Source organism: Bradyrhizobium jicamae (genome assembly GCF_018130215.1).
Lineage (GTDB): Bacteria > Pseudomonadota > Alphaproteobacteria > Rhizobiales > Xanthobacteraceae > Bradyrhizobium > Bradyrhizobium jicamae_A.
Genome location: NZ_JAFCKQ010000015.1, coordinates 62,501 through 88,518, shown reverse-complemented (window position 1 = coordinate 88,518; position 26,018 = coordinate 62,501). Strand labels below are relative to the sequence as shown.

The window sequence follows — 26,018 nt, the reverse complement described above, 5'->3', positions numbered from 1 at the left end:
CGCCGTCTCTGTTCCGGCGCGACGATATCATGTCTCGCGCGACGCAGTGATAACGTTGGCCGCGTGAAAGCGTTGCAGCCGGCTCATGCGGCCCGGCGCGCGGCGCGCCGCCGCTGGCGCCAGAGCCGGGCGCGATCGAGATAGAGATAGACCACCGGGGTGGTATAGAGCGTCAGGATCTGGCTCAGGATCAGGCCGCCGAAGATCGCGATGCCGAGCGGCTGGCGCAGCTCGCTGCCTTCGCCCATGCCGATCATCAGCGGCACCGCGCCGAACAGCGCGGCCAGCGTCGTCATCATGATCGGGCGGAAGCGCATCAGGCAGGCCTCGTAGATCGCATCGCGCGACGACAGCGAGCGCTGCCGTTCGGCGTCGAGCGCGAAGTCGATCATCATGATCGCGTTCTTCTTGACGATGCCGATCAGGAGGATCACGCCGATCATCGCGATGATGTCGAACTCGCTGTGGGCCAGCATCAGGGCCGCGACCGCGCCGACGCCGGCCGAGGGCAGGGTGGACAGGATCGTCAGCGGATGGACGTAGCTCTCGTAGAGCATGCCGAGCGAAATGTAGATCGTCGCCAGCGCCGCGACGATCAGATAGGGCTCGCTGGAGAGTGATTGCATGAAGATCTTGGCCTGTCCGGCAAACTCGCCGTGGATTCCGGGCGGCATGCCGATCTGCCGCATGGTGTTCTCGATCGTGGTGGTCGCGGTGCTCAGCGAGACGCCCGGCGGCAGGTTGAACGAGACGGTGCTGGCGACCAGCAGATCATGGTGGTTGACCGCGAGCGGCGTCGTGCCCTGCTCGAAATGGGCGACGCTGGACAGCGGGATCATCGCCTCCTGGCTGGTGCTCACCGCCGTCCCCGTCGACGCCGCGCCCTTGCCGGTGGCGCCGATCGAGTTGGTCGCCTGATTGCGCACGGCGCTCGCCGCAACCGAACTGATCGAGGTCTTCTGCGCCGATGAAGAGACCGTTCCGGCCACCGCGTTGGTGGTCTGCGAACCGCTCGCCGATCCGCCAGTCGTGGAGATATAGACCTCCTTCAGCGTCTGCGGGTTCTGCGAGAAGGCCGGCGCCACCTCCATGATCACGTGATACTGGTTGCGCTCGACGAAGATGGTCGAGACCTGGCGCTGCCCGAACGCGTCATAGAGCGTGTTGTCGAGCTGGCTCACCGTGAGGCCGAGGCGCGCGGCGGAATCGCGATCGATCACCAGATTGGTTTGCAGCGCCTTGGTCTGCTGGTCGGTGTTGACGTCGGCGAGCGTCTTCTCCTTCTGCAGCGCGGCGACCAGCCTGGGCGTCCACTCGTTCAGTTCCTCCGAGGTCGAGCCCTGCAGCGTGTATTGATAGGCTGCGTTGCCTGAACGTCCGCCGGCGCCGAGATCGCCGATCGATTGCAGGAACAGGGTGGCGCCCGCGACGGTCGCCAGCGGCTCGCGCAGCCGCTCGATCACCTGGTCGGCCCGCAATCCGCGCGCGGCGACCGGCTTGAGCGATGCGAACACGGTGCCGGTGTTGGTCGAGCCGCCCGGGCCCGGACCGCCGCCACCGCCGGTGAAGCCGACGGCGGTTTCGACCGCGGGATCCTTTTTGACGATGTCGACGAACTGCGTGAGCTTCTGCTTCATCAGCTGGAACGAGGTGCTCTGGTCGGCCTGGATCGATCCGATCAGAAGTCCGGTGTCCTGCTGCGGCACGAAGCCTTTCGGCACCACCGCGTAGAAGTGGAAGTTCAGGTAGAGCGTCGCGCCCAGGATCAGCATCACCATCAGCGGGTGGCGCAGCGCGATCGCCAGCGTCCATCTGTAGCCGTCCAGCATCAGCTCGAAGACGCGCTCGCTGATCCGGTAGATCCGCCCGTGCGCCCGGTCGCGCTCGCTGCGCAGCAGGATGGCGCACATCATCGGCGTCGTCGTCAGCGAGACCACCAGCGAGATCGCGATCGCGATCGTGATCGTCATGGTGAATTCGCGGAACAGGCGGCCGACCAGCCCGCCCATCAGCAGGATCGGGATGAACACCGCGATCAGCGACACGCTCATCGACAGCACGGTGAAGCCGACCTCGCGTGCGCCGAGCAGCGTGGCCTCCATCCGCGACATCCCCGCATCCATGTGGCGGGTGATGTTCTCCAGCACGACGATGGCGTCGTCGACCACGAACCCGGTCGCGACGGTCAGGGCCATCAGGGAAAAGATGTCGAGGCTGTAGCCGCAGAGATACATCACCGCGAAGGTCGAGATCAGCGATACGCCGACCGCGACCACCGGCACCAGCGTCGCCCGCGCGCTGCGCAGGAATGCGAACACGACCAGGATCACCAGCGCGACGGCGATCAGGAGCGTGATCTCGACGTCGTGCAGCGAGGCGCGGATCGTCTTCGAGCGGTCGACCGCCAGCGTCAGGTCGATGGCGGGTGACACCGAGGCCCTGAGCTGCGGCATCAAGGCCTTCACGCGGTCCACCATCTGGATGATGTTGGCGCCGGGCTGCCGGTACACGATCATCACGACCGCGGGCCTGCCATTGGACAGGCCGAGCGTACGCACGTTCTCGACGGAATCGAGGACGTCGCCGACATCGGTGAGCCGTATCGCCGCGCCGTTGCGGTAGGCGACGACCAGTGGCTTGTAATCCTCGGCGCGCCTGGCCTGGTCGTTGGCGTAGACCTGGTAGCGCTGTTCGCCGACGTCGATGCCGCCTTTCGGGCTGTGCGCGTTGGCGCTGGCGAGCGCGGCGCGCACGTCCTCGAGCCCGATGCCGTATTTGTAGAGCGCGGGCGGGATCAGCTCGACGCGCACGGCGGGCAGCGATCCGCCGCTGACCGAGACCTCGCCGACGCCTTCGACCTGCGACAGCTTCTGCGCCAGCACGGTGGAGGCGGCGTCGTAGAGCTCGGCGGGCGTCAGCGTGTTCGAGGTCAGGGTATAGATCAGGATCGGCGCCGAGGCCGGGTTGAATTTGCGGTAGGTCGGATTGGTGCGCAGGCTGGTCGGCAGGTCGGCCCGCGCCGCATTGATCGCCGCCTGCACGTCGCGCGCAGCGCCGTTGATGTCGCGATCGATGTCAAACTGCAGGGTGATGCGCGCCGAGCCCAGCGTGCTCGCCGAGGTCATCTCGGTCACGCTGGCGATCTGGCCGAGATGACGCTCCAGCGGGCTTGCGACAGTCGCCGCGACATCGGCGGGGCTGGCGCCGGGCAGTGTCGCCTGCACCATGATGGTTGGAATATCGACATCGGGCAGCGGCGAGACCGGCAGCTTGAAGAAAGCGGTGATCCCGGCGACCACGAGCCCGAGCGACAGCAGGGTGGTGGCGACCGGGCGCCGGATGAAGGGGGCAGACAGACTCATGGCATTCGCGATCGACGTCCTTGCGGAACAGCTTCTATCCGCACCCGCCGCGATGCAAAAGACAGAATGTCACAGGAGGTCGCCATACGCTCGCCGCGATTCGATTGACACGAACATTGCCGTTCGGACGGGTGCCGAACGGTCATGTCGTCATGTAGGGTGCGTTGGCAGAAGGCGTAACCCGGCCTGTTGAGAAGGCTTGACCTGCCCTACGCCTTCAACGGCAGCGCGACGGGGTGTGCATCATGCAGCATGACCGCCAGCTGATGCAGCTGCGGATCGCGAAAACCCTGCTTCTCGATCGAGGCCACCGTCGAGAGCACGTAATCGCGGTTGTTGCCGGAGCGGCCGTGGCCCTGCTGCACGAAGCGCAGTTGCTCGGCCAGCGAGAGTCGACCGGCATATTGCACATGGCCGCGGTCGACCACATAGGCGAGCGCGGAGACGCGCTGCCGCGCCTCGTTCTCCAGCCACACCGAGCGCATCACCTCGCGATACACATTGGTGGTCTGCTCGCGGGAGCGCAGATAGTCGATCGTGTCGTCGCGCAAATGGGCCGCGACGCGGAAGGCGATGCCGCGACAGGCGCCGCCGCGATCGAGCCCGAGCACCAGGCCGGGCTTTTCCGGCGTGCCGCGGTGATCGAAGGAATAGACGCACAGCGCGCGGTGTTCACCGATCAGCCGCGCCGGCACCTGTTGCAGGAACTCGAAGCCCGGCTTCCACATCAGCGAGCCGTAGCCGAAAACCCACAGGTCCGTGTCGGACAAGTCTGTTGATGAGGGGCTGTTTGCTGTCATGGCGTCGATGGGTTAGCTAGCAGAACGAATCGCCCGGGCGAAGCAAATTTCGTGATGTTTCCAAGGCTTGGTTAGAAGGCTTGGTTAGAAGGCTCGGTGAGGGATCTTGGTTGGACGGCTTGACCGGAAGGCTGCGCGTTGCCCAGGCTTGCTGCCGCTTAGATTTTGACAAATTCGCGCGTCAAAGGACCCGCATGTCCGATATGACCATCGCACCACGCCGGCGCTCGCGTTTCGGCCTCTATTTCATGCCCGTCCTGGTGCTGATCGCCGCCGTGGCGTGGACCGGATTCTGGTTCTTTGCCGCCTCCCAGGTCGGCGTGCAGGCCGACGCCTGGCGCGCGCAGGAAGCGAGGGCCGGCCGGGTCTATGATTGCGCCAACCGCTCGGTGGCGGGTTACCCGTTCCGGCTCGAGATCCGCTGTGCCGATCCGAGTGTGATGCTGGTCGAGCAGACCGCCTCGCCGCAAACCTCGTTCGTGGCAAAGCTCGCCGAGATCCTGGTGGTGGCGCAGATCTACGATCCCAAACTCGTGATCGCGGAATTCAAGGGCCCGGCGACCCTCGCCGAGCACGGCGCGCCGCCGTCGTTCGCGGTCAACTGGAGCAAGGGCCGCAGCAGCGTGGTCGGCCTGCCCGCGGTGCCGCAACGCGCCTCGCTGGTGTTCGACGATCTCACCATCGACCGCACGGCTGCCGGCGCCGAGACGCCGCTGGCGCGCGCCGGCCATGTCGAGCTGCACGGCCGCCAGATCGATGGACCGACGCCGGGCAGCCAGGCGATCGAAACCGTGCTTCAGATCGCCGGCGGCACGCTTCAGGACGTGCATCCGCTGCTCACCCAGCCGTTCAACGCCGATATCCACGCCCGGCTGAACGGCCTGAAGGACTATTCGCCGAAGCCGTGGCCGCAACGCTTCCGCGAGATCCAGGCCGCCAACGGAAGTGTCGAGATCATTCAGTCGCGGATCGAGCAGGGCGATGTCGTCTCGGTCGCCGCCGGCACCTTGCGCCTCAACGCGCAGGGCCGCATCGAGGGCGAGCTGCAGATGACGGTCGCGGGCCTTGAGCGCGTGATCCCCGCGCTCGGCATCGACAAGTTGCTGGAGGACGGCGTGCCGCAGGCGACGCTGGATCGCGTCGCGCCTGGTGTGAAGAGCCAGGACATCAGCAATCTGTTCGGCGCGCTCAACCGAGCGATCCCCGGCCTCGGCAAGGTGATCCAGCAGAACGCCAATGCCGGCCTGACTGCGACCATCAATTCGCTCGGCACCGAAGCCGTGCTCGAAGGCAAGAAGGCGCGCAGCTTCCCGCTCCGCTTCGCCGACGGCGCGGTGTTCCTGGGACCGTTGAAGGTCGCACAGATTCCACCGCTGTTCTGATCGGAGTTTGGCAGCGAGGGAACCCTTCCGCCGGTGCCTCCGTGACGTGCCAATCACTGATCATTTGACGGCTCGCGCTGAGAAGTGCCTGCGCGCGGCCAGTTGCATTCGCGCAACATCCTCCGGAAAGATCGGGCGTTAACCTTCTTTGGCCATTGCGCGATCGCTTCCTGAGCCGACAATCTGCCTCGTCACATGCAACCTGGCTCCAGAGGAGCCCGTGGAGGCTGGGATGGTGAACTCGCGGCGGGTGCGGGCAGCGGCGTTGGGCGGGACGGTCGTTCTGTCGGGCTGCATGGTCACGTGGTTTGCGGCGTTCGGTTCGGCCGGCATCGAGAAGATCGGTGCGCCAGTCACCGGTGCGTCAGTCACCGATGCGTCAGTCACCGGTGCGTCAGTCACCGGTGCGTCAGTCACCGGTGCGTCGGTCACCGGTGCGTCGGTCACCAGCGTGTCGGTCACCTTTGCGTCAGTCACCGCAGCGTCAGTTGATGATTCCGGCGCAGCAGCTGTCGTCGCCGACGCGGTGTCCGCGACATCATCGGCAACTGCCACGTCGAACGCTGGCGTCGATACCCCCAACGCAGTGACCACGAGCGAACCGGACGCGATCGTGACCACCAATCCGGCGCCGACCGCGCAGCAGACGGAACCTGTCGTCGCGGCCGCGTTGAGCGACCCGGCGCTGCCGGCGGAGACCCGACCGGTGCAGATGCCGGCAGCGAACACGCCGGATACGGCGCCGCGCGTGGCCAAAGGGACGGCAGGGGCGGCGGTCGACTCCGTCGAGATCCTCGACGAGTGCTGGGACGTCAACGCCTGCGTCGACCGTTATCTGTGGGCGCTCTATCAAAGGACGCCCAAGGAAGACAGCATCAAGGTGCCGGAGCAGAGGCAGGTGAGGGTCAAGAGAAAGAAGAAGATGGTGACCGTCACCAGAACCTTCACCAGGCTGGTCGATGAGGATTTCGCCTGGAAGGACACCAAGGCGGCCGAAAGAATCGGCATGCCGATGGCCGACTATGTCATCGGAGGCGTGGACCGGAGCTTCAGGCTGAAACTCTTTCATGCGCTGCTCGCGGCGGAGCAGGCCGGCCTGTCGCCCGGCATCACCAGCGCCTTCCGCGACGACTACCGCCAGTCGATTGCAAGCGGGCTGAAGGCTGCCAGCAGCCGGTCGTATCACGGCGGCAGCTTCCGTGGCGGCTACGGCCACGGGCTCGCGGCCGACATCGTCAGCACCGACGGCGCGACGCGCGACGAGCGATGGGCGTCGTCGGAAAAACTCTGGAAATGGATGGACGCGCACGGCAAGGAGTTTGGCGTCGGGCGCCCCTATCTCGCTTATGACCCGCCGCATTTGGCGCCGATCGATGGCCAGGAATATGCCCATCACCGCGGTGGCGCCAAAACGCAGCAGGCAGCGCTGGACACGAAGGCGCGGGGCCGGCACGCAGCACGCGACAAACACGCCGCGGCGAAACGCGCAAAGACCGCAAAGTCATCGAAGGTGAGAACGATCTGAAGCGGGATCGAGGGTACGCGGCACCGTTGAACGGATCGTCGCACCCCGGCTCGCAGCCCCTCCGGTGCTCCCGGCGTCGGGCAAATCAGTACCAAAATCCGTCAAGCCCCCGGCGAAAAAATATTTCGGTTTATCGGAACGAAGAATCGGTGTATGAATTCGCCGTCTCGCCCGATTGAGGGACGCTCGCGATCGTCACGAACGTTGTGGTGGGATGCGGTGGACGCTGATGTCACGGCTGACGAGCGTGGCAGATGGCGGACGGCGAAATCGTGCAGGCCTGACGCCCTAGTGGCAGGTGTCTCATCGGAGGGAGCCAACGCTCCTTCCGTATGACGGTGACAAAACAGCCCAGTCTCGCCGGGGAGAGCACGTATAAGCCGTAACCCATCGCGCAGGGAAGGCCGGGATGTTTCCGGTTTCACCTGTGGTCCTACCTCCCGCGTTTTTTACTACGCGGGACCCATGGGTGCGATCGGCACCCGGTCTTCCCTGCGCCCTCTTCGCAACGAGAGGGCGGAACGAGAAGCAAAGCTCGGGCGAAGCGCGCCGCGAGAATGCGGATGTGTGACTCACGACCGACGCGTGGAGAGCGCACCGCGCTACTCCCCCTTCTTCGCCAGATTGGCATGCGGGCGGCCGAAGTCGGGTGCGGCGGAGTCCTGGCCGGTCTCGACGATGCCGCGACGGATGGCGCGGGTGCGGGTGAAGTGGTCGAACAGCGCTTCGCCGTCGCCGCGCCGGATCGCGCGGGTGAGCTTCGACAAATCCTCGGTGAAGGTGCCGAGCATCTCCAGCACCGCGTCCTTGTTGGCGAGGAACACGTCGCGCCACATCGTCGGATCCGAGGCCGCAATGCGCGTGAAGTCGCGAAAACCACCGGCGGAGAACTTGATCACTTCGGATTCCGTCACCTGCGCCAGCTCGTCGGCGGTGCCGACGATGGTGTAGGCGATCAGGTGCGGCAGATGGCTGGTGATCGCGAGCACGAGATCATGATGATCCGGCGTCATGATCTCGACCTTGGCGCCGAGCGCGGCCCAGAAGGCGCGCAGCTGCGCGGTCGCTTCGGGATCGGTGCCGTCGGGCGGCGTGAGGATGCACCAGCGGTTGATGAAGAGCTCGGCGAAGCCGGAGTCCGGGCCGGAATTCTCGGTGCCGGCGACCGGATGCGCCGGGATGAAGTGAACGCCGTCAGGCAGATGCGGTGCCATGTCCCTGACCACGGCGCCCTTGACCGAGCCGACATCGGAGATGATGGCGCCGGGCTTCAGATGGGCGGCGATCTCGGCCGCGACCGGACCGCAGGCGCCGACCGGGATGCAGAGGATGACGAGGTCGGCATCCTCTACGGCCTCCACATTGGTAGCGACGACGCGATCGACGAGGCCGAGCTCGGCGACCCGCGCACGGGTCTTCTCCGAGCGCGCGGTGGTGACGATCTCGCCGACCAGGCCTTGCACGCGGGCGCCGCGTGCGATGGAGCCGCCGATCAGGCCGAAGCCGATCAGCGCGACGCGTTTGAAAAGGGGTGCAGTGGTCACGGCGGCGGTCACTTTCCGGTCAGGAAGTCGCGCAGCCCCTCGACCACGAGGCGGTTGGCTTCCTCGGTGCCAATGGTCATGCGCAGCGCATGCGGCAGCTTGTAGTTCTTCAGTGCGCGCAGCACGAGGCCGCGCCGTGTGAGCCAGGCATCGGCTTCATCAGCAGTCTTGCCCTTCTCGGTCGGAAAGTGGATCAGCACGAAGTTCGCGACGCTCGGCGTCACCTCGAGCCCGAGCTTGCCGATCTCCTCGGTCAGCCAGCTGCGCCACTGTGCGGTGTGGGCCTTCGACATCTGCACATGCGCGCTATCCTCGATCGCCGCCGCCGCCGCCAGCATCGCCGGCGTCGAGACGTTGAACGGGCCGCGGATGCGGTTGCAGGCATCGACGATGTGCGCCGGCCCGAACATCCAGCCGACGCGCAGCGCGGCAAGGCCGTGGATCTTCGAGAAAGTGTGCGTCACCACCGTGTTCTCGGTGGTCGCCACCAGCTCGATGCCCATCTCGTAGTCGTTGCGCGAGACGTAATCGGCATAGGCGGCGTCGAGCACCAGCAGCACCTGCGAGGGGAGAGCGGCGCGCAGCCGCTTGACCTCGTCGAACGGCAGAAAGGTGCCGGTCGGGTTGTTCGGATTGGCGAGCCAGACCAGTTTCGTGCGCGGCGTCACCGCCTTCAGGATGGCGTCGACATCGGCGGTGAAATCGGTCTCGGCCACGACGATATTCCTGGCGCCATTCGCCATGGTCGCGATCGGGTAGACCAGGAAGCCGTGGGCGGTCGAGATCGCCTCGTCGCCCTGACCGAGATAGGCGTGCGCAAGCAGATTGAGGATCTCGTCGGAGCCGGCGCCGCAGATGATGCGGTCGGGATCGAGGCCGTAGGTGCGGCCGATCGCCTCGCGCAGCACGCGCGATGTACCCTCCGGATAGTCCTCGAGATGGTCGACTGCGTGCCGGTAGGCGTCCATCGCCTTGGGCGAGGGACCAAACGGCGTCTCGTTGGCGGACAGCTTGAACACCTTGCGCCCCGGTTCCGGCACCGGGGTCTTGCCGGGCGAGTAGGGCGCAATATCGAGGATGCCGGGATTCGGCACGGGGCGGGACATCTTCAACTCCGGACGGAGCGTCTTCCAGCGAAGCGGATACCGGTTCGCGCAAGGAAAACGCGTCTAAACAAGAATCTGGCGGGCAGCCTAGCTCTTGGCCGACCCGTTAGGGGGCACCGTATAGCGCGTTGCGTGGCTGCCGACGAGGGCCGAGGAGCGGACCGAGGCGCCGGCCTTGATCAAGGCCAGCTTGATGGTCTCGAATCCGGTGCCCGTAACCGAGACCAGAAGGGCCGCCCCATCGAAAGCGGTGTCGGGCACGGCGAGGATCTCGGCGAGCGGTGCCAGCGCGCGGGCGACGTCGGCGTTCCAGCCGGAGACGCGAACGCTCCACATCTGCACCTCGGTCACCATGGCGTCGTCGGCGACGCGGGAGACCACGAACACCGGCAGCGCGGCGGGATGGTCAGCGCGTTCGAGGAACGGCAGCCGCGCGATGATCTTCGGCGCGCCTTCGGCTTCGAGCGCGTTCCACCACGGTGTGCGGCTCGAGATCGCCGAGACAAGCGCGAGATCGCCCTTGGATTTCGCCACGGCCTCGACCGCGGCCTGCGCGCTGAAATGCGCCACATAGGGCACCACGAAGCCGAAGTGAAATCGCGCCGAGTCGCGCATCGCGGATTCGCCGACCGAGACGTCGGCATGTACCGAGAACGGCGCCTGGACATAGGTGAACGTCGAGATGATGACGCGCCAGATGCTCTCGATGGTGTCGAGTGGCAGGATGCCGCGGTGACGCTCGACCAGGCTGCGCATCATGCTGGCTTCGCGCGCCGGGCGGAACGCCGAGCCGACCTCCTGGGTCTGCTTGACCTGGATCAGGCGGTCGATGATGTCGCCGCGCGCCATCAACAGGCGATGGACCTGCTCGTCGATCGCGTCGATCTCCTTGCGCAGCTCCTGCAAGGTGGGCGGTGACGGGGGTGGCTTGGACATCTCGAAGACCTTGTCGTCCTGATGGCCCGATAGGGTGCCGGACAGGGTTCCTGCTTAGGAAAGACGGCCGCCGAAAGCAAAGAGAAACGTTGCCGCCCGGCCGTGCGGGACGCGGGTTAACCATGCGTTGCGGCGAGGCCGCCTTGACGACCGGGAGTACGAGGACTAGTTTCCCGACACTCCGTGGTCATTTGAGCCGGCCGGCTTGCAGCCACGTTAAACAACTCGCTAAACAGGCCGGGGACAGTTGAGCTCCCGGCCGAACCTTTGTTCAGGCCGGGTTTTTTATGGCCTGATTTCGCTGTTCGAGCCCTCCCGCGCGGAGGCAGGGTCGCCTACATGAGCAACGTGCGTCCGATACCGAGCCCTTCGACTCCTTACGATGATCGCGCCCAGGAGGTGGACCATCCGTCGTCGTTGGTGGCGAAGTTCGGCATGGATCAGCCGCTCAGGCTCGATTGCGGTGTCGATCTGGCGCCGTTCCAGATCGCCTATCAGACCTATGGCGAGCTCAATGCCGACAGGTCCAACGCGATCCTGATCTGCCATGCGCTGACGGGCGACCAGCATGTCAACAACGTCCATCCCCTCACCGCCAAACCCGGCTGGTGGGACACCATGGTCGGCGCCGGCAAGCCGCTCGATCCCGAGAAATACTTCATCATCTGCTCCAACGTGATGGGCGGCTGCATGGGCTCGACCGGGCCCGCCTCGATCAATCCCGTAACCGGGAAGGCTTGGGGGCTCGAATTTCCCGTGATCACCATCCCCGACATGGTGCGTGCGCAGGCGATGCTGATCGATCGCCTCGGCATCGCGACCCTGTTCTGCGTGGTCGGCGGCTCGATGGGGGGCATGCAGGTTCTGCAATGGACCGCGGCGTATCCGGAGCGGGTGTTCTCCGCACTGCCGATCGCCTGCGCGACGCGCCATTCGGCGCAGAACATCGCGTTCCACGAGCTCGGACGACAGGCGGTGATGGCCGATCCCGACTGGCGCGGCGGCCGCTATGTCGACGAGGACACCCATCCGCATCGCGGGCTCGCCGTGGCGCGGATGGCCGCGCACATCACCTATCTCTCGGACGCCGCGCTGCATCGCAAGTTCGGACGGCGGATGCAGGACCGCGACCTGCCGACCTTCTCGTTCGACGCGGATTTCCAGGTCGAGAGCTATCTGCGCTACCAGGGCTCATCGTTCGTCGAGCGCTTCGACGCCAACAGCTACCTCTATCTGACGCGCGCGATGGATTATTTCGACATCGCCGCCGACCACAATGGCGTGCTGGCGAAGGCCTTCGCCGGGATCAAGACGAGGTTCTGCGTGGTGTCCTTCACCAGCGACTGGCTGTTCCCGACCTCGGAATCGCGGGCACTGGTGCATGCGCTGAATGCGTCGAGCGCGCGAGTGTCGTTCGCCGAGATCGAAACCGATCGCGGGCATGACGCCTTCCTGCTCGACGTGCCCGAATTCTTCGATATTTCCCGCGCCTTCCTGCAGGCCGCAGGCAAGGCGCGCGGCCTCGCGAACGGCGGCAGCCAGTCATGAGCATCCAGCAAGCCCTGCCGCTCTCGGGCGTCGCACCCGAGCGGACCGGAAGCTATCGCACCGACCATCTCCTGGTCGCCGACATGGTGCAGCCCGACTCACGCGTGCTCGACGTCGGCTGCGGCGACGGCGAATTGCTCGAGCTGCTGGAGAGCCGCGGCATCGACGGCCGCGGCATCGAGCTGTCGCGCGAGGGCGTCAATCACTGCGTCGCCAGGGGGCTTGCGGTGGTGCAGGGCGATGCCGACACCGACCTCGTCAACTATCCCGACGATGCCTTCGACTATGTGATCCTGTCGCAGACGCTGCAGGCGACGCGGCAGCCGCGCGTGGTGCTGGAAAACTTGCTGCGCATCGGTCATCGCGCCATCGTCTCGTTCCCGAATTTCGGTTTCTGGAAGATGCGGCTGCAGCTCCTGATCGGCGGCCAGATGCCGCGCACGGAAAACCTGCCGGCGACCTGGTACGACACATCGAACATCCATTTCTGTACCATCAAGGATTTCGTGCAGCTCTGCGACGAGATCAACGTCAAGATGGAGCGCGCGGTGGCGCTCGATCTCTATGGCCGTCCGGTGCCGCTCAATCTGCCGTGGTGGGTCTGGAACATGTTCGGTGAGCAGGGCGTGTTCCTGCTGAGCCGGGGCGGGCAGGGGAAGTAACCATCGCCGCCATTGCGAGGAGCGAAGCTACGAGGCAATCCACCTCTCCTGCACGGATGGATGGAATGCTTCCGCCTCGGTTCAAACCGGCGCTGCCACCAGCGATCGCGGATCGCGCACCGGCCAGCGGCCGGCCTCCACCAGCGCGATGAAGCGCTCCACCATCTCGTTGAACAGCGCGGGCTCTTCCAGATTGAGCACGTGGCCCGACTTCGGGAAGAAGGCGAGGCCGGCAGCCGGCAAATGCTTCTTCAGGAACATGCTCGGCGCGATGCAATTGTCGTCCTCGTCGCCGCACAGGATCAGCGCCGGTGTCGGCACGCGCCTGACAGCCTCGGTCATCGTGTAGATCGAGGGGCGGCCACCCTGGAAGCTGCGCATCGTGTTCGCGGAGCCCTTCGCGTCATGGCGGGCGAGCGCAGCGTAGAAATCCGCGTGGCCACGCGGATCCTTCAGCAGGAACGGAATCCGGCTCGGCGCCTCGCGCGTCACCTTCGCGACCTCGGCCGAGCCGATCGCCTCCAGCTGCTCGGCATTGGCGCGGCACTGCGCGCGGAACGCGTCGAGATTCTCCAGCGGCGAGCCGGAGCCGACGGCAGCAAGCGTCATCGAGCGCGCGCGCTCCGGCGCGTTGAGCCCGACCTGCAGCGAGGAGTAGGAGCCCATCGACAGGCCGACGAAATGCGCCCTGTCGATCCCGAGGTGATCGAGCACCGCGAGCGCGTCGGTGTAGAAGTGCTTGTAGGTGTAGACATCGGCGGTCGGCGGAACATCCGAGGGCGCGTAACCGCGCGCGGAGTAGGCGATGCAGCGATGGGAGCGTGCGAAGTAGCGCATCTGCGGTTCCCAGTTGGTATGATCAGCTGCGAACTCGTGCAGGAAAATGATCGGGGTTCCGGTGCCGGCCTCTTCGAAATAGAGCCGGACATTATCTTTCGTGACGGCGTGGGGCATTTTAATTTCCTTCTCGTTGCCGGCTCCAGATTTGCAATTAATTTCCCGGTCCGCAATGCGGCATTGCCGTTTCTTTTCGTCCTTGAATCATCGCGAAATGACCCAGAAATCGTTGCCGCGCCGTCACACCCGATCTTCCTCTCGCCACATCCCGACTTTCAAACGCCCGCCGCGCTCCACAGGAGCGCGATGGGGAATGGGGGCCTGTAGAGGATCTGGTCGCGTATGGTTCCGTTGCTCGCGTATCGCCGGTCGCTTCGTGTTGTGGCGCTGGCTCTGTGTTCGCTCACTCTCGCCGTCGTCTGCGCCGCTCCGGCGTCCGCCCGCCCCGCTCATTCCCGTCACGCGCGTCCGGCCGATGCCGGCACTCGCGCGCGCCATCATGCCTCTCGTCGTCACCGGCACGTCGGGCTGCTCTTGCGCGGCGATCGCGGTGACGGGCAGATGCAAACGCCAGGTTTCGCCGACCCCGATGCCCGCGTCCCGAACACCGGCGGCGTCACCGAGACGAGCGGTTTCGGCTCGTCCGGCATCGGCATCGTTGCCGAGGCGCGTCGCTATCTCGGCGGCAACCCGACCAGCCGCCGCAGCCTGTGGTGCGCGCGCTTCATGAACATGGTGCTGAAGGAGTCGGGCTATCGCGGCACCGGCTCCGACATGGCGAGTTCGTTCGCCCATTACGGCCAGCGCGTCTCGGGTCCCCAGGTCGGCGCCATTGCCGTGATGGGCCGCCGCGGCGGCGGCCATGTCGGCATCATCACCGGCATCGATGCCAGGGGCAATCCGATCATGATCTCCGGCAACAACGGCAACCGCGTCCGCGAGGCACCGGTGTCGCGCGGCCGGATCTATGCCTACGTGATGCCGAACTGAGGCCTACACCAATGTCGGCTGCTCGGCGGCGATGGTGTCGCCGACGGCCGCACTGCCGTCGGTGATGATCTCGGCATAGATGCCGCATTCATTGTTGCCGAAGCGCTGCATCAGCAATTGCGGGACCATCAGGTCGCGCACGCCGGTGTCGGGATCGACATTGACCGCGGCGCAGCGCGTGATGCGCTTCACCACCTTCGCCCGTGCGCTGCCGATCGCAATGGTCTGGTCGAGCAGGCTGGCCTCGTGCCAGGCGGGCCAGCCCTCGACATAGAGATTGGCGCGGAACCGGAGCGGGTGCACGGGCGCCTGCACCATGGTTTCGATCGCGCGCAGGCTCGCCAGGTTGATGATCGAGACCACCTTGCGCGCGACGTCGGAGAAGCTATGGCCGGGGCTCGCCAGCACCTTGGGCGGCCCCTTGATCTGGCTGGCATGCGTATCGGCGAAATAGCGCTCGATCGCCGCGCGCCCCTCCGACGTCTCGAGGTCGCCCTGGGCGACCATCGCGCCATCACGGCGCAGCGTGAGCACATGGCTGTCATCGTCGAAATGGGCGCGCAGCGGCGCCAGCCATTCGTCCCGTTGCAGCATCAGGAAATGCGGCTTGGCCAGCCATGTCGGGGCCGACGGGTCGAAACCGCTTGGTCCGTTCTCGATCGCGTAGCGGCGGTCGGAGCGGAGCGTCTGGCCGGCATGCAGTTCGGCGTGCGGCAGCGGCTCCGGAGTAAGGCCCTTGACGGGATAGCGGAAGATGCCGGTGATCCTGGCAGTGGATGTGTGCGTCTGTTCCATCCGCTCGATCTAGCGTGTTTGACGCGCGAGGAAAACCGCCGGCAGCTGAAGGCAGCTAGTCGGTCCGCGCCGCGCCGGGCGCATCGAGGACTCGCTGCATGAAGACGAGATCGAGCCAGCGGCCGAACTTGCGTCCGATCTCCGGCATGCGCGCGACCTCGACAAAGCCAAGGCTCGCATGCAGGCGCAGCGATGCCTGGTTGCCGCCGTCGATTCCGGCGATCAGGACATGTTTGCCGAGGACGGTCGCGGCGGCGATCAGTTCCTCGACGATGATCCGCCCCAACCTGCGACCGCGATGGTCGGTGTGGATATAGACGCTGTGCTCGACGCTGTAGCGGTAGCCCGGCCAGGCCCGGAAGTCGCCGAACGTGCCGTAGCCGAGGACGATCGATCCCTCGGCAGCAACCAGCACCGGATAACCCAGCGCCTGCCGCGCGGTCAGCCAGACCAGCCGGTCGGCCTCGGTATCCTGCTTCTCGGTCCAGACCGCGTTCGAGTTGGCGACGGCCTCGTTGTAGATCGCGGTGATGGCGGGAATGTCCTGCGCGGTGGCCGGGCGGATTTCCATGGCAGGCTCCTCAATTACCTCTTGAACGGGCCGTATCGTCTACTATATAAGACGTAATGTCAATTATAGAGGACAATGCCGACGAGGGCCTGGGGCGGCGGATCCGGGCCGAACGGGAGGGCCGCAGCTGGTCGCTGGCGGAACTCGCCGGGCGGGCCGGTGTCTCCAAGGCCATGCTGAGCAAGGTCGAGCGGGCCGAAGCTAGTCCGACGGCCGCGACGCTGTCGCGGATCGCGACGGCCTACGGCCTGACCATGGCGGCGCTGTTCGAGCCGGCGGTGTCGGCAGGTTCCCGCCTCCAGCGCGCCAATGACCAACCGGTGTGGCGCGATCCGAAGGCGGACTATCTGCGGCGACAGGTGTTCCTGCACCCAGCCAACCCGCTGGAGCTGGTGGAGATCGAGCTTCCTGCCAGACAGGAGGTCGGCTTCCCCGCCAGCGCATATCACCTGATACGCCAGGTGGTCTGGGTCATCAGCGGCTGTCTCATCCTGATGGAAGGTGCAGTCCGCCACGAACTCGCGGCGGGCGACCGCATCGAGCTCGGTCCACCATCGGACATCGTCTTCCGTAATGAGAGCGCTCAGCCTTGCCGCTACCTCGTCGCCGTCGTGCGGCGCTGAGACGCAAATCACCGGGCGAAATCGCAAGACGTGGCTCTTCCGTTTTGGAACCAAGTGCCCACATCTGCGGCAAGCCTAAGAAATGATGGCGACGACCAGAGGCTGGTTGAGGAACGTCAACGCGGCCCGCGGAAACCCAATGAAGATGCCGGAACCATGCCTGACAGGGTGGTGACGGCAGGCCGAGGGAAACAAAATGAACGTAGAAAAGTACACCGAGCGCTCGCGCGGATTCATCCAGTCTGCCCAGTCGCTCGCAATGCGCGATGGTCACCAGCAGTTCTCGCCGTTGCATCTGCTCAAGGTGCTGCTGGACGACAGCGAGGGCCTAGCCGGCGGTCTGATCGACCGTGCAGGCGGCAATTCCCGAGCAATCCTGAAGGCGACCGAAGAGGCGCTGAACAAGCTGCCGAAAGTGTCGGGAAGCGGTGCCGGGCAGGTCTACCTGTCTCCGGAGCTGGCGCGCGCCTTCGATGCGGCCGAGAAGGCCGCCGACAAGGCCGGCGACAGCTTCGTCACGGTCGAGCGGCTGCTGCTCGGGCTCACGCTCGAGAAGGGCAGCGAGGCTGCCGGCATCCTGGGCAAGGGCGGCGTCACGGCACAAAACCTCAATGCCGCGATCGAAGCGTTGCGCAAGGGCCGCACCGCCGACAGCGCAACGGCGGAGAACGCCTACGACGCGCTGAAGAAATATGCCCGTGACCTGACCCAGGCGGCGCGTGACGGCAAGCTCGATCCGGTGATCGGTCGCGACGAGGAGATCCGCCGCACCATCCAGGTGCTGTCGCGGCGGACCAAGAACAATCCCGTGCTGATCGGCGAGCCCGGCGTCGGCAAGACCGCGATCGTCGAGGGCCTGGCGCTGCGCATCCTCAACGGCGACGTGCCGGAGAGCCTGAAGGACAAGAAGCTCCTGTCGCTCGACATGGGCGCGCTGATTGCCGGCGCAAAATACCGCGGCGAGTTCGAGGAGAGGCTGAAATCCGTGCTGCAGGAGGTCTCGTCCGCCGAAGGCGGCATCATCCTGTTCATCGACGAGATGCACACGCTGATCGGCGCCGGCAAGGCCGACGGCGCGATGGACGCGTCCAACCTGCTGAAACCGGCACTCGCCCGCGGCGAGCTGCACTGCATCGGCGCGACCACGCTCGACGAATACCGCAAGCATGTCGAGAAGGATGCCGCGCTGGCGCGCCGGTTCCAGCCGATCTATGTCAGCGAGCCGACGGTCGAGGATACGATCTCGATCCTGCGCGGCCTGAAGGACAAGTACGAGCAGCATCACGGCGTGCGCATCACCGACTCCGCGCTGGTGGCCGCGACCACGCTGTCGAACCGCTACATCACCGACCGTTTCCTGCCCGACAAGGCCATCGACCTGATGGACGAGGCCGCGGCGCGGCTGAAGATGCAGGTCGATTCCAAGCCGGAAGAGCTCGATTCGCTGGATCGTGACATCATCCGGCTGAAGATCGAGCAGGAGGCCCTGAAGAAGGAGAACGATGCCGGCTCGCGGAGCCGCCTGCAGACGCTGGAGAAGGAGCTCGCTGATCTCGAGGAGAGGTCGGCGGCGCTGACGGCGCGCTGGAGCGCAGAGAAGAACAAGCTCTCCAATGCACAGAAGCTGAAGAGCGAACTCGACGCACTCCGGGTCGAGCTTGCCAACGCGCAGCGCCGCGGCGAATTCCAGAAGGCGGGCGAACTGGCCTATGGCCGGATTCCCGAGCTGGAGCGGAAGCTCGCCGACGTCGAGGCGCGCGAGAATGGCGGCGAGATGATGGAGGAGGCGGTCACCGCCAACCACATCGCGCAAGTCGTGTCGCGCTGGACCGGCGTGCCGGTCGACAAGATGCTCGAAGGCGAAAAGGACAAGCTCCTGAAAATGGAGGAGAGCCTCGCCAAGCGCGTCGTCGGCCAGGCCGAAGCGGTGCATGCGGTGGCAACCGCGGTACGCCGTGCGCGCGCGGGCCTGCAGGACCCGAACCGGCCGACCGGCTCGTTCATGTTCCTCGGCCCCACCGGCGTCGGCAAGACCGAGCTGACCAAGGCGCTCGCCGCCGACCTGTTCAACGACGAGACCGCAATGGTCCGCCTCGACATGTCCGAGTTCATGGAGAAGCACTCGGTCTCGCGGCTGATCGGCGCGCCTCCCGGCTATGTCGGCTATGACGAGGGCGGGGCGCTCACCGAAGCGGTGCGGCGCCGGCCTTACCAGGTCGTGCTGTTCGATGAGATCGAGAAGGCGCATCCCGACGTCTTCAACGTGCTGTTGCAGGTGCTCGACGATGGCCGCCTGACCGACGGTCAGGGCCGCACCGTCGATTTCCGCAACACGCTGATCATCATGACCTCGAACCTCGGTTCGGACTTCCTGGTGAATCAACCGGAGGGCGAGGACACGTCAGCGGTGCGTGACCAGGTGATGGGCGTCGTGCGGGCGCATTTCAGGCCGGAGTTCCTGAACCGCATCGACGAGATCATCCTGTTCCATCGCCTGCAGCGCAGCGAGATGGGCCGCATCGTCGAAATCCAGTTCGCGCGGCTGACGAAGCTGCTCGAGGATCGCAAGATCGTGCTGGAGCTCGATGCAAAGGCGCGCGACTGGCTGGCGGAGAAAGGCTGGGATCCGGCCTATGGCGCTCGCCCGCTGAAGCGCGTGATTCAGCGCAGCGTGCAGGATCCGCTCGCCGAGATGATCCTGGCCGGCGAGGTCAAGGACGGCGATCGGGTCGTGATCTCGGCCAAGGGCAACGTGCTGACCTTCAATGGTCAGGTGCCCAAGACCGCGGAGATCGTTCAGTTCGAGGCGCCGGTCTCCAAGCGCAAGCTGAACTGACGCGCAGTGGCAAAGCGGCCCCTTCTCGGCGACGGGGAGGGGCTTGCTCTCATTCCTCCGGAACGATCGGCGGACTTGGTTGTCCGGGCTCGTCGTCATCGCCGGCTTCGAGCTCCGACAGAATATCGACCAGGTCGCGCGCGCGACCGGTGGCCAACGGCTTGCCGGCATTCATCAGGGGCTCGTCATTGGCGAGCCAGGCCTGCGCTTCCGCAAGCTCGGTTATCGTCGCGCCGGATGCGATGATCCGGGCGATGGTGACGTCGTCGGCGTGGCCGACGGCCTTCAGCACGTCGTCGCGGGTGAGGGTCATGGCGTCATTCCCGGTGAAGATGTTTGCGAAGCGCAGCGATACCCCCACCCGCAGCCGATTCCCGGCGACGGGTGGGGATACTCGACTCGAAGCCTCAGCCGTGCGTCGTGAGCCGAGGCGGGTGCTGGGACATCTCCCAGAGTTCGATCGCCGCAAGGATCGCGACCGCGATACCGATCACGACGTGGACGGTCATCGCCCTGGTGCCCTGGAAGCCCAGGACCCATGGCGAGACCATCGTCCAAAGTCCGACGATCAGGTTCAGCCACTCCTCCCAGACCGCGAATGCCGCGAGCGCGGCGATCGCAATGATCGCGATCACGATGCCGGCGATATGGGCGTTGGTGGCAACCGCTCCGGCGTCGTACCTGAACAGCCAGGGCGACAGGAACAGAACTGCGCCGAGGATCAGGTTTGCGACGTCACACAGTTTTGAGTTCGTCCAGTTCTCCATGACACCCTCCATTGGAGGTTTCACTGACGAATCAACTGGATGGTTGCTATCCCGGTTCCCTTCTCATGCATGAAATTTAATGGAACCGCGGGAGGTCTTGGCCGGTTGCCCCCAGGCGGACGGCCAGCTCAACTGCGAAAAAGAGCAGAGCAGACTGCAAGGTCCTCCTGTCCTCGCCTCGCAATATCGACATCGCTGGCCGGGCCGATCCCAAGCAGGAGGCAATTCGCATGGCCAGGCACCTCGTCGCCCACAACAGACCCGTGTTCGAGCAACTTCACCCGAAAATCTATGGAACAGCGGTCGGTCTTGTCGTCTGGTTCGCGCTCTCGGCGTGGATCCTGTTTGACCGCCAGAGCGCGGTTGGGCTGCCGCTCGCGATGGTCAGTCTGCTGCTGTTCGTTGCGGTCATGCTGCCGTGGTTGCTGTCCCGGATCTGGAAACGGCATCGGCTGCCGCTTGATCAGCACGAGGACAGTGTTTCGTTCCAAGACTGGAAGGCGGGCGATCTTGCGGTCTGGGGAAGCCGGCTTCACAGCATGCACGCGGCAATCGACATGCTGTTGCCGCTGGCGGCAGTCGCATTCGGCCTGACCGCGATCGGCATCGTGTTCCTGATCTGCGCCCACACCGGTCCGTAGGAGGCTGCGCGGCCGGATGATCGGATCGCTCGATGCTGGTGTGCCGAATCAGCGGTTGGTGATGGATCGCGTCTGCGGCGGGGGGCTGGCGTCGGAGACGATGCGCGAATTGCCACGGCTCGCCATCTGGGCGTCAATCTCGTCGCGTTTCTTCTCGAAGGCTGCCAGCATCGGGCCTTCGAGAGAGCGGCCGCGCGGCAGCTTGACGCGCATCGGGTCGACGAAGCGGCCGTTGACCAGGATTTCGTAGTGCACATGGGGTCCGGTCGATTGGCCGGTCGAGCCGACGAAACCGATCACCTGGCCCTGTCGCACCTTCTTGCCGATCTCCATGCCCTTGGCGAAGGCGGACATGTGGCCGTAGGCCGTCTCATAGCCGTTGGCGTGCTTGATCCGGATATATTTGCCGTAGCCACCCTCGGGACCGACCTTCTCGAGCACGCCGTTGCCGGAAGCGAAGATCGGCGTGCCGTAGGCGGTCGCCCAGTCGACGCCGGTGTGCATCTTCACATAGCCGAGAATCGGGTGGCGGCGGCCGCCGAAGCCGGAGCGCATGATCGCGTTGGCGACCGGCTTGCGCACCAGGAATTTCTTCGCGCTCTTGCCGGTCTCGTCATAGTAGTCGACCAGTCCGTCGTCGGAGCTCTGGAAGCGGTAATATTTCTTGGTCTCGCCGCCCACCGTCAGCGCGGCGTAGAGCACTTCGGTCTTTTCCGTGCTCGTCACGCCCTCGTCTTCGCCGGCATAGAACACGTCGAAGGAATCGCCGGGCTGCACCTTGCGCTGGAAGTCGACGTCGTAGGAGTAGATCTTGACCATGTCCTCGATCACGGTCGGCGGTACCTTGTTGCGCAGCGCGGTCTCGTAAATGCTCTGATAGAGCCGCACGCCGCTGCCATCATCCTCGTCGTCGTCGTCCTCCTTGGAATTGTCGGCGGTTTCGGTGACGGTGTTCATGCTGGCGACGTCGACAGCGACATATTTGCCCATGTCGGACAGCGCGGCGACGGCTTCGATGACCGAGTCGTTGGCGACGATGACGCGATAGGGCTGCAGCCGCATGCCTGGCGCAGCCGGGGCCATCAGGATCCGCACCTTCTGGCCTTCCTTGAGGCCGCCGTCGCGGCCGCGCGAACCAAGGTTTGCGGCGATCGCCTTGGCCTCGTCGGGCGTCGCGCCCTGGTCGCGCAGGATCGAGGTGATGGTGTCACCCTTCTTGACGAGGTGAACCCGTTCGCCGGTCGGATTGCCGCCGGTCACCTGCTCCTTGGTCTTGGGCAGCAGGGTGACGTTCTCCGGCACCACGCGGGTCTCGAAGCCCGCATAGGGATCGGAGGCGTTGCCTTCGGCGGCGTAGGCCATCTTCATGTCGGCGCCGCCGGTCGTGTCGGGCGCGGCGCTGGCGAGCGTGTAGCGCACCGAGCTGCCGGAGCCGCGCCAGTTGGCGGCATCGCGGACCCGCATCAGCACGTCGTCGAGCGCAACGACGGCGGCGAGCTTGGCCTTCGGCAGCACGGTCCCGAGATCCTTGGTGACGAACGAGACCTCGGCGTCGGGCTCGGCAGCATCAGCCGCATTCGGGTCCTCGGCCGCGGCCGGCGTGTCGGACCCGACATCGCTCAGCAGGCGCTGGGCGTTGAAGGGTGGAATCTTGGCCGACAGGTCGCTCGTGGTCATCGAGAGATTGCCGGCAATCCGGATGAAGGGCCGCACCCGCATCACGTCGCGATTGCCGACACGGGTCACGGTCGAGACGCGGACCACGCTGCGCGAGGCCGAAGAATCGCTCGGCGGCGGCAGGCGGTCACCCTTGTGCAGGCTGACGACGCGATCATTGGCGCCGAGCGCGCCGCGCAGCGCGCCTTCGACGCGCTCCGGCACCTTGGCGAAAGTCATCTCGCCGTCCAGCGACGCAAAAACGGCGCCGCCGATGAGAGCCGCGCCGCACAGGCCTGTAAGGATAGTGCCGCTGAACCATTGTACGGAGACACGGCGGCGGTCGATCACCGCGGCCTCGGTGCCATCGACGGAAAGCGGCGGCTCGTGACCGAGATCGATCATCCCGGTCTCGCGCCCATAGCCGCCTCCGCGTGACGCCCGTTGGCTCAACCCTGCATCCCCCCAAATTCCATCAACATGCGACCAACCTCTGCTCGTCCTCTTGCTCCGTCTCTCCTCCACACGCGGAGGAATTCGGTAGCGTGGCGAGCCACACGCAAGGAAGTCCGGGAGACGAAGGCCATTAGCTAGCCGCTATCTCGAACGTCAATGGTGTGCAGATCTCTCGATGTTGCTCGGCCGTGAAGGGAAGAGGCGACGGCTTCGGAGAAAATCGCCTGGTCCCCGAGAAAACCACCCGAGCCCCCACAGGTTTCGAGCGGTTCAGTGCATACGATATAGCCAGAACGGCGCAGGATTGTGGCTCAAGTGCGGCGCAAGGTCCCTAAAAGTCTGGACTTTTTCGTTCCTGAAAAAAGTTCGTCGTGATGCGACGATTTCTTGACGATCAGTGTTGACAGGTCCGAAGGGCTGGGCCTATAAGGCACCCACTGAGCGCGGCGCTGCATTGGCCCACGAGGCCAAGGCAAGCATTCGCGCCCTTGATGCTCCTCACTTCGATGAGTGACACAACAGCCGACATAAATCGGTTGGGGTTTACCGTCGATTGCTGAAGGGTAGAACCACCCTATAGGGTGTGGGGTTCTCGAACCCCGGGCTGTTTGACAAGTGAAGATGAAGAAAGAGAAACGTGGACGGCGGAGTCCTTGCGTCTCTCGGAATGCTTGAAGGCTTCGGCTTTCATCGTTCGAGAGTGGACGAAAGACTTCGGCGGTACACGTTTCAAAGGTTACACCATCGCTGCCAGCGATGTGAATCGTGGGCAGCTTGCCGGCTTCGGCCGGTGAAGAATGGTGGGACCTCGTCAAACGTTGTGATCAGCCGGTTCAAGGTTTCAAGTCCAACTTGAGAGTTTGATCCTGGCTCAGAGCGAACGCTGGCGGCAGGCTTAACACATGCAAGTCGAGCGGGCGTAGCAATACGTCAGCGGCAGACGGGTGAGTAACGCGTGGGAACGTACCTTTTGGTTCGGAACAACACAGGGAAACTTGTGCTAATACCGGATAAGCCCTTACGGGGAAAGATTTATCGCCGAAAGATCGGCCCGCGTCTGATTAGCTAGTTGGTGAGGTAACGGCTCACCAAGGCGACGATCAGTAGCTGGTCTGAGAGGATGATCAGCCACATTGGGACTGAGACACGGCCCAAACTCCTACGGGAGGCAGCAGTGGGGAATATTGGACAATGGGCGCAAGCCTGATCCAGCCATGCCGCGTGAGTGATGAAGGCCCTAGGGTTGTAAAGCTCTTTTGTGCGGGAAGATAATGACGGTACCGCAAGAATAAGCCCCGGCTAACTTCGTGCCAGCAGCCGCGGTAATACGAAGGGGGCTAGCGTTGCTCGGAATCACTGGGCGTAAAGGGTGCGTAGGCGGGTCTTTAAGTCAGGGGTGAAATCCTGGAGCTCAACTCCAGAACTGCCTTTGATACTGAGGATCTTGAGTTCGGGAGAGGTGAGTGGAACTGCGAGTGTAGAGGTGAAATTCGTAGATATTCGCAAGAACACCAGTGGCGAAGGCGGCTCACTGGCCCGATACTGACGCTGAGGCACGAAAGCGTGGGGAGCAAACAGGATTAGATACCCTGGTAGTCCACGCCGTAAACGATGAATGCCAGCCGTTAGTGGGTTTACTCACTAGTGGCGCAGCTAACGCTTTAAGCATTCCGCCTGGGGAGTACGGTCGCAAGATTAAAACTCAAAGGAATTGACGGGGGCCCGCACAAGCGGTGGAGCATGTGGTTTAATTCGACGCAACGCGCAGAACCTTACCAGCCCTTGACATCCCGGTCGCGGACTCCAGAGACGGAGTTCTTCAGTTCGGCTGGACCGGAGACAGGTGCTGCATGGCTGTCGTCAGCTCGTGTCGTGAGATGTTGGGTTAAGTCCCGCAACGAGCGCAACCCCCGTCCTTAGTTGCTACCATTTAGTTGAGCACTCTAAGGAGACTGCCGGTGATAAGCCGCGAGGAAGGTGGGGATGACGTCAAGTCCTCATGGCCCTTACGGGCTGGGCTACACACGTGCTACAATGGCGGTGACAATGGGATGCTAAGGGGCGACCCTTCGCAAATCTCAAAAAGCCGTCTCAGTTCGGATTGGGCTCTGCAACTCGAGCCCATGAAGTTGGAATCGCTAGTAATCGTGGATCAGCACGCCACGGTGAATACGTTCCCGGGCCTTGTACACACCGCCCGTCACACCATGGGAGTTGGTTTTACCTGAAGACGGTGCGCTAACCGAAAGGGGGCAGCCGGCCACGGTAGGGTCAGCGACTGGGGTGAAGTCGTAACAAGGTAGCCGTAGGGGAACCTGCGGCTGGATCACCTCCTTTCTAAGGATGATCCTTCAGATCGCTCACGCAATCCTATTGCTGCGGCATCTATCGGATCGTTTTAGAAACATTCAGGGGCCAATCGATCGCAAGATCATTGAGCTCCATTGGCGGGATTTCGCCGTCTTCGTTTCTCTTTCTTCGCGGACGAACACGCGCCAGGGGCTTAGCGCTGTGCGATGCATCGGCGCGAGTCGATTGCGCGCGAGCGGGCTCCGACGTCTCTCAAGAGACGAGCGTTAGGGGCTTGTAGCTCAGTTGGTTAGAGCGCGCGCTTGATAAGCGTGAGGTCGGAAGTTCAAGTCTTCCCAGGCCCACCACTTTGATCGAGTGCGGAGCATTCGTCTTCTGGTTACGGGGCCATAGCTCAGCTGGGAGAGCGCGTGCTTTGCAAGCATGAGGTCGTCGGTTCGATCCCGTCTGGCTCCACCAGATGGAATCGAAGATCGAGAATGCCTCGACCAAATCGTCCGCGAAACATCACTTCGCGTGCATGTGCCTGGATAGGCAGTGTCACGCGTGTTTTCTGACATCGTAAAGAGGAGATCGATCCGAGTTTGGATCAAGCGAAGCAATTCGCCTGAACCATTCATTATCTCCGGGATCATTTCGGCGCTCGTACTCAGTCGCGAGATTGGGTGCGG

The 26,018-nt window shown here is 64.4% G+C and carries 19 protein-coding genes, 2 tRNA genes, 1 rRNA gene and 1 riboswitch; of the genes, 11 read left to right on the top strand and 11 right to left on the bottom strand.

Features of this window, described 5'->3' with window-relative positions; translation table 11 throughout:
- Positions 1-83 precede the first annotated feature (83 nt).
- Together JQ586_RS18345 and JQ586_RS18340 are read right to left on the bottom strand one after the other, a co-directional pair.
- Positions 84-3,362 carry an efflux RND transporter permease subunit gene (locus JQ586_RS18345; RefSeq protein ID WP_212396004.1) on the bottom strand — a complete coding sequence of 1,093 codons (3,279 nt, stop codon included), beginning with the start codon at positions 3,360-3,362 and terminating at the stop codon, positions 84-86.
- 209 nt (positions 3,363-3,571) lie between these two features.
- Positions 3,572-4,162, bottom strand: a complete 591-nt coding sequence (locus JQ586_RS18340; RefSeq protein WP_212396003.1) for a gamma-glutamylcyclotransferase — start codon at positions 4,160-4,162, stop codon at positions 3,572-3,574.
- 194 nt (positions 4,163-4,356) lie between these two features.
- On the opposite strand from JQ586_RS18340, the gene JQ586_RS18335 reads away from it, so the two are divergent.
- Both JQ586_RS18335 and JQ586_RS18330 read left to right on the top strand, forming a co-directional pair.
- The gene (locus JQ586_RS18335) at positions 4,357-5,544 is read left to right on the top strand and encodes a DUF2125 domain-containing protein (protein WP_212396002.1); all 1,188 of its coding nucleotides are present in this window, start codon (positions 4,357-4,359) and stop codon (positions 5,542-5,544) included.
- Positions 5,545-5,776: 232 nt separating this feature from the next.
- Entirely contained in the window at positions 5,777-7,069 is a 1,293-nt protein-coding gene (locus JQ586_RS18330; protein WP_212396001.1) for a peptidase M15, read from the top strand.
- A 602-nt stretch (positions 7,070-7,671) separates the two neighbouring features.
- Here JQ586_RS18330 and JQ586_RS18325 read toward each other — a convergent pair.
- The 3 genes from JQ586_RS18325 to JQ586_RS18315 form a co-directional block, all read right to left on the bottom strand.
- A complete protein-coding gene (locus JQ586_RS18325) occupies positions 7,672-8,613 on the bottom strand; it encodes a prephenate/arogenate dehydrogenase family protein (RefSeq protein ID WP_212396000.1) in 942 nt (313 codons plus the stop codon).
- Positions 8,614-8,621: 8 nt separating this feature from the next.
- A complete protein-coding gene (gene hisC, locus JQ586_RS18320) occupies positions 8,622-9,719 on the bottom strand; it encodes a histidinol-phosphate transaminase (protein ID WP_212395999.1) in 1,098 nt (365 codons plus the stop codon).
- An 87-nt stretch (positions 9,720-9,806) separates the two neighbouring features.
- Positions 9,807-10,655 carry a chorismate mutase gene (locus JQ586_RS18315; RefSeq protein ID WP_212395998.1) on the bottom strand — a complete coding sequence of 283 codons (849 nt, stop codon included), beginning with the start codon at positions 10,653-10,655 and terminating at the stop codon, positions 9,807-9,809.
- A 173-nt stretch (positions 10,656-10,828) separates the two neighbouring features.
- Positions 10,829-10,908, top strand: a riboswitch (SAM riboswitch).
- Between the two features lie 86 nt (positions 10,909-10,994).
- Between JQ586_RS18315 and JQ586_RS18310 the strand changes: the two genes are divergently transcribed.
- Positions 10,995-12,203: a homoserine O-acetyltransferase gene (locus JQ586_RS18310; protein WP_212395997.1), complete on the top strand. Its 1,209-nt coding sequence runs from the start codon at positions 10,995-10,997 to the stop codon at positions 12,201-12,203.
- Entirely contained in the window at positions 12,200-12,865 is a 666-nt protein-coding gene (metW, locus tag JQ586_RS18305) for a methionine biosynthesis protein MetW (protein ID WP_212395996.1), read from the top strand. The genes JQ586_RS18310 and metW overlap by 4 nt, the downstream gene beginning before the upstream one ends.
- 81 nt (positions 12,866-12,946) lie before the next feature.
- Here metW and JQ586_RS18300 read toward each other — a convergent pair whose 3' ends face one another.
- Positions 12,947-13,819: an alpha/beta fold hydrolase gene (locus tag JQ586_RS18300; protein WP_212395995.1), complete on the bottom strand. Its 873-nt coding sequence runs from the start codon at positions 13,817-13,819 to the stop codon at positions 12,947-12,949.
- A gap of 225 nt (positions 13,820-14,044) precedes the next feature.
- Here JQ586_RS18300 and JQ586_RS18295 point away from each other — a divergent pair, with 225 nt between their 5' ends.
- Positions 14,045-14,692, top strand: a complete 648-nt coding sequence (locus tag JQ586_RS18295) for a TIGR02594 family protein (protein ID WP_212395994.1) — start codon at positions 14,045-14,047, stop codon at positions 14,690-14,692.
- Between the two features lie 3 nt (positions 14,693-14,695).
- Here JQ586_RS18295 and JQ586_RS18290 read toward each other — a convergent pair whose 3' ends face one another.
- Both JQ586_RS18290 and JQ586_RS18285 read right to left on the bottom strand, forming a co-directional pair.
- Positions 14,696-15,487 carry an MOSC domain-containing protein gene (locus JQ586_RS18290; RefSeq protein ID WP_212395993.1) on the bottom strand — a complete coding sequence of 264 codons (792 nt, stop codon included), beginning with the start codon at positions 15,485-15,487 and terminating at the stop codon, positions 14,696-14,698.
- 55 nt (positions 15,488-15,542) lie between these two features.
- Positions 15,543-16,058 (bottom strand): GNAT family N-acetyltransferase, encoded by a 516-nt coding sequence (locus tag JQ586_RS18285; protein ID WP_212395992.1) that lies wholly within the window; start codon positions 16,056-16,058, stop codon positions 15,543-15,545.
- A 56-nt stretch (positions 16,059-16,114) separates the two neighbouring features.
- Between JQ586_RS18285 and JQ586_RS18280 the strand changes: the two genes are divergently transcribed.
- Both JQ586_RS18280 and clpB read left to right on the top strand, forming a co-directional pair.
- Complete coding sequence (locus tag JQ586_RS18280; RefSeq protein WP_212395991.1) at positions 16,115-16,681, top strand: helix-turn-helix transcriptional regulator; 567 nt, start codon at positions 16,115-16,117, stop codon at positions 16,679-16,681.
- A gap of 196 nt (positions 16,682-16,877) precedes the next feature.
- Complete coding sequence (clpB, locus tag JQ586_RS18275) at positions 16,878-19,517, top strand: ATP-dependent chaperone ClpB (protein ID WP_212395990.1); 2,640 nt, start codon at positions 16,878-16,880, stop codon at positions 19,515-19,517.
- 49 nt (positions 19,518-19,566) lie between these two features.
- On the opposite strand, the gene JQ586_RS18270 is transcribed toward clpB, so the two are convergent.
- Complete coding sequence (locus JQ586_RS18270; protein ID WP_212395989.1) at positions 19,567-19,830, bottom strand: hypothetical protein; 264 nt, start codon at positions 19,828-19,830, stop codon at positions 19,567-19,569.
- A 94-nt stretch (positions 19,831-19,924) separates the two neighbouring features.
- Positions 19,925-20,284, bottom strand: a complete 360-nt coding sequence (locus JQ586_RS18265) for an SPW repeat protein (RefSeq protein WP_212395988.1) — start codon at positions 20,282-20,284, stop codon at positions 19,925-19,927.
- A 230-nt stretch (positions 20,285-20,514) separates the two neighbouring features.
- Here JQ586_RS18265 and JQ586_RS18260 point away from each other — a divergent pair, with 230 nt between their 5' ends.
- Positions 20,515-20,925, top strand: a complete 411-nt coding sequence (locus JQ586_RS18260) for a hypothetical protein (protein WP_212395987.1) — start codon at positions 20,515-20,517, stop codon at positions 20,923-20,925.
- A gap of 48 nt (positions 20,926-20,973) precedes the next feature.
- On the opposite strand, the gene JQ586_RS18255 is transcribed toward JQ586_RS18260, so the two are convergent.
- Positions 20,974-23,034 (bottom strand): M23 family metallopeptidase, encoded by a 2,061-nt coding sequence (locus tag JQ586_RS18255; protein ID WP_212395986.1) that lies wholly within the window; start codon positions 23,032-23,034, stop codon positions 20,974-20,976.
- An 851-nt stretch (positions 23,035-23,885) separates the two neighbouring features.
- Between JQ586_RS18255 and JQ586_RS18250 the strand changes: the two genes are divergently transcribed.
- From JQ586_RS18250 to JQ586_RS18240, 3 genes are all read left to right on the top strand, one after another.
- A 16S ribosomal RNA gene (locus JQ586_RS18250) occupies positions 23,886-25,374 on the top strand.
- Positions 25,375-25,617: 243 nt separating this feature from the next.
- Positions 25,618-25,694, top strand: a tRNA-Ile gene (locus JQ586_RS18245).
- A 36-nt stretch (positions 25,695-25,730) separates the two neighbouring features.
- A tRNA-Ala gene (locus JQ586_RS18240) sits at positions 25,731-25,806 on the top strand.
- Positions 25,807-26,018 lie beyond the last annotated feature (212 nt).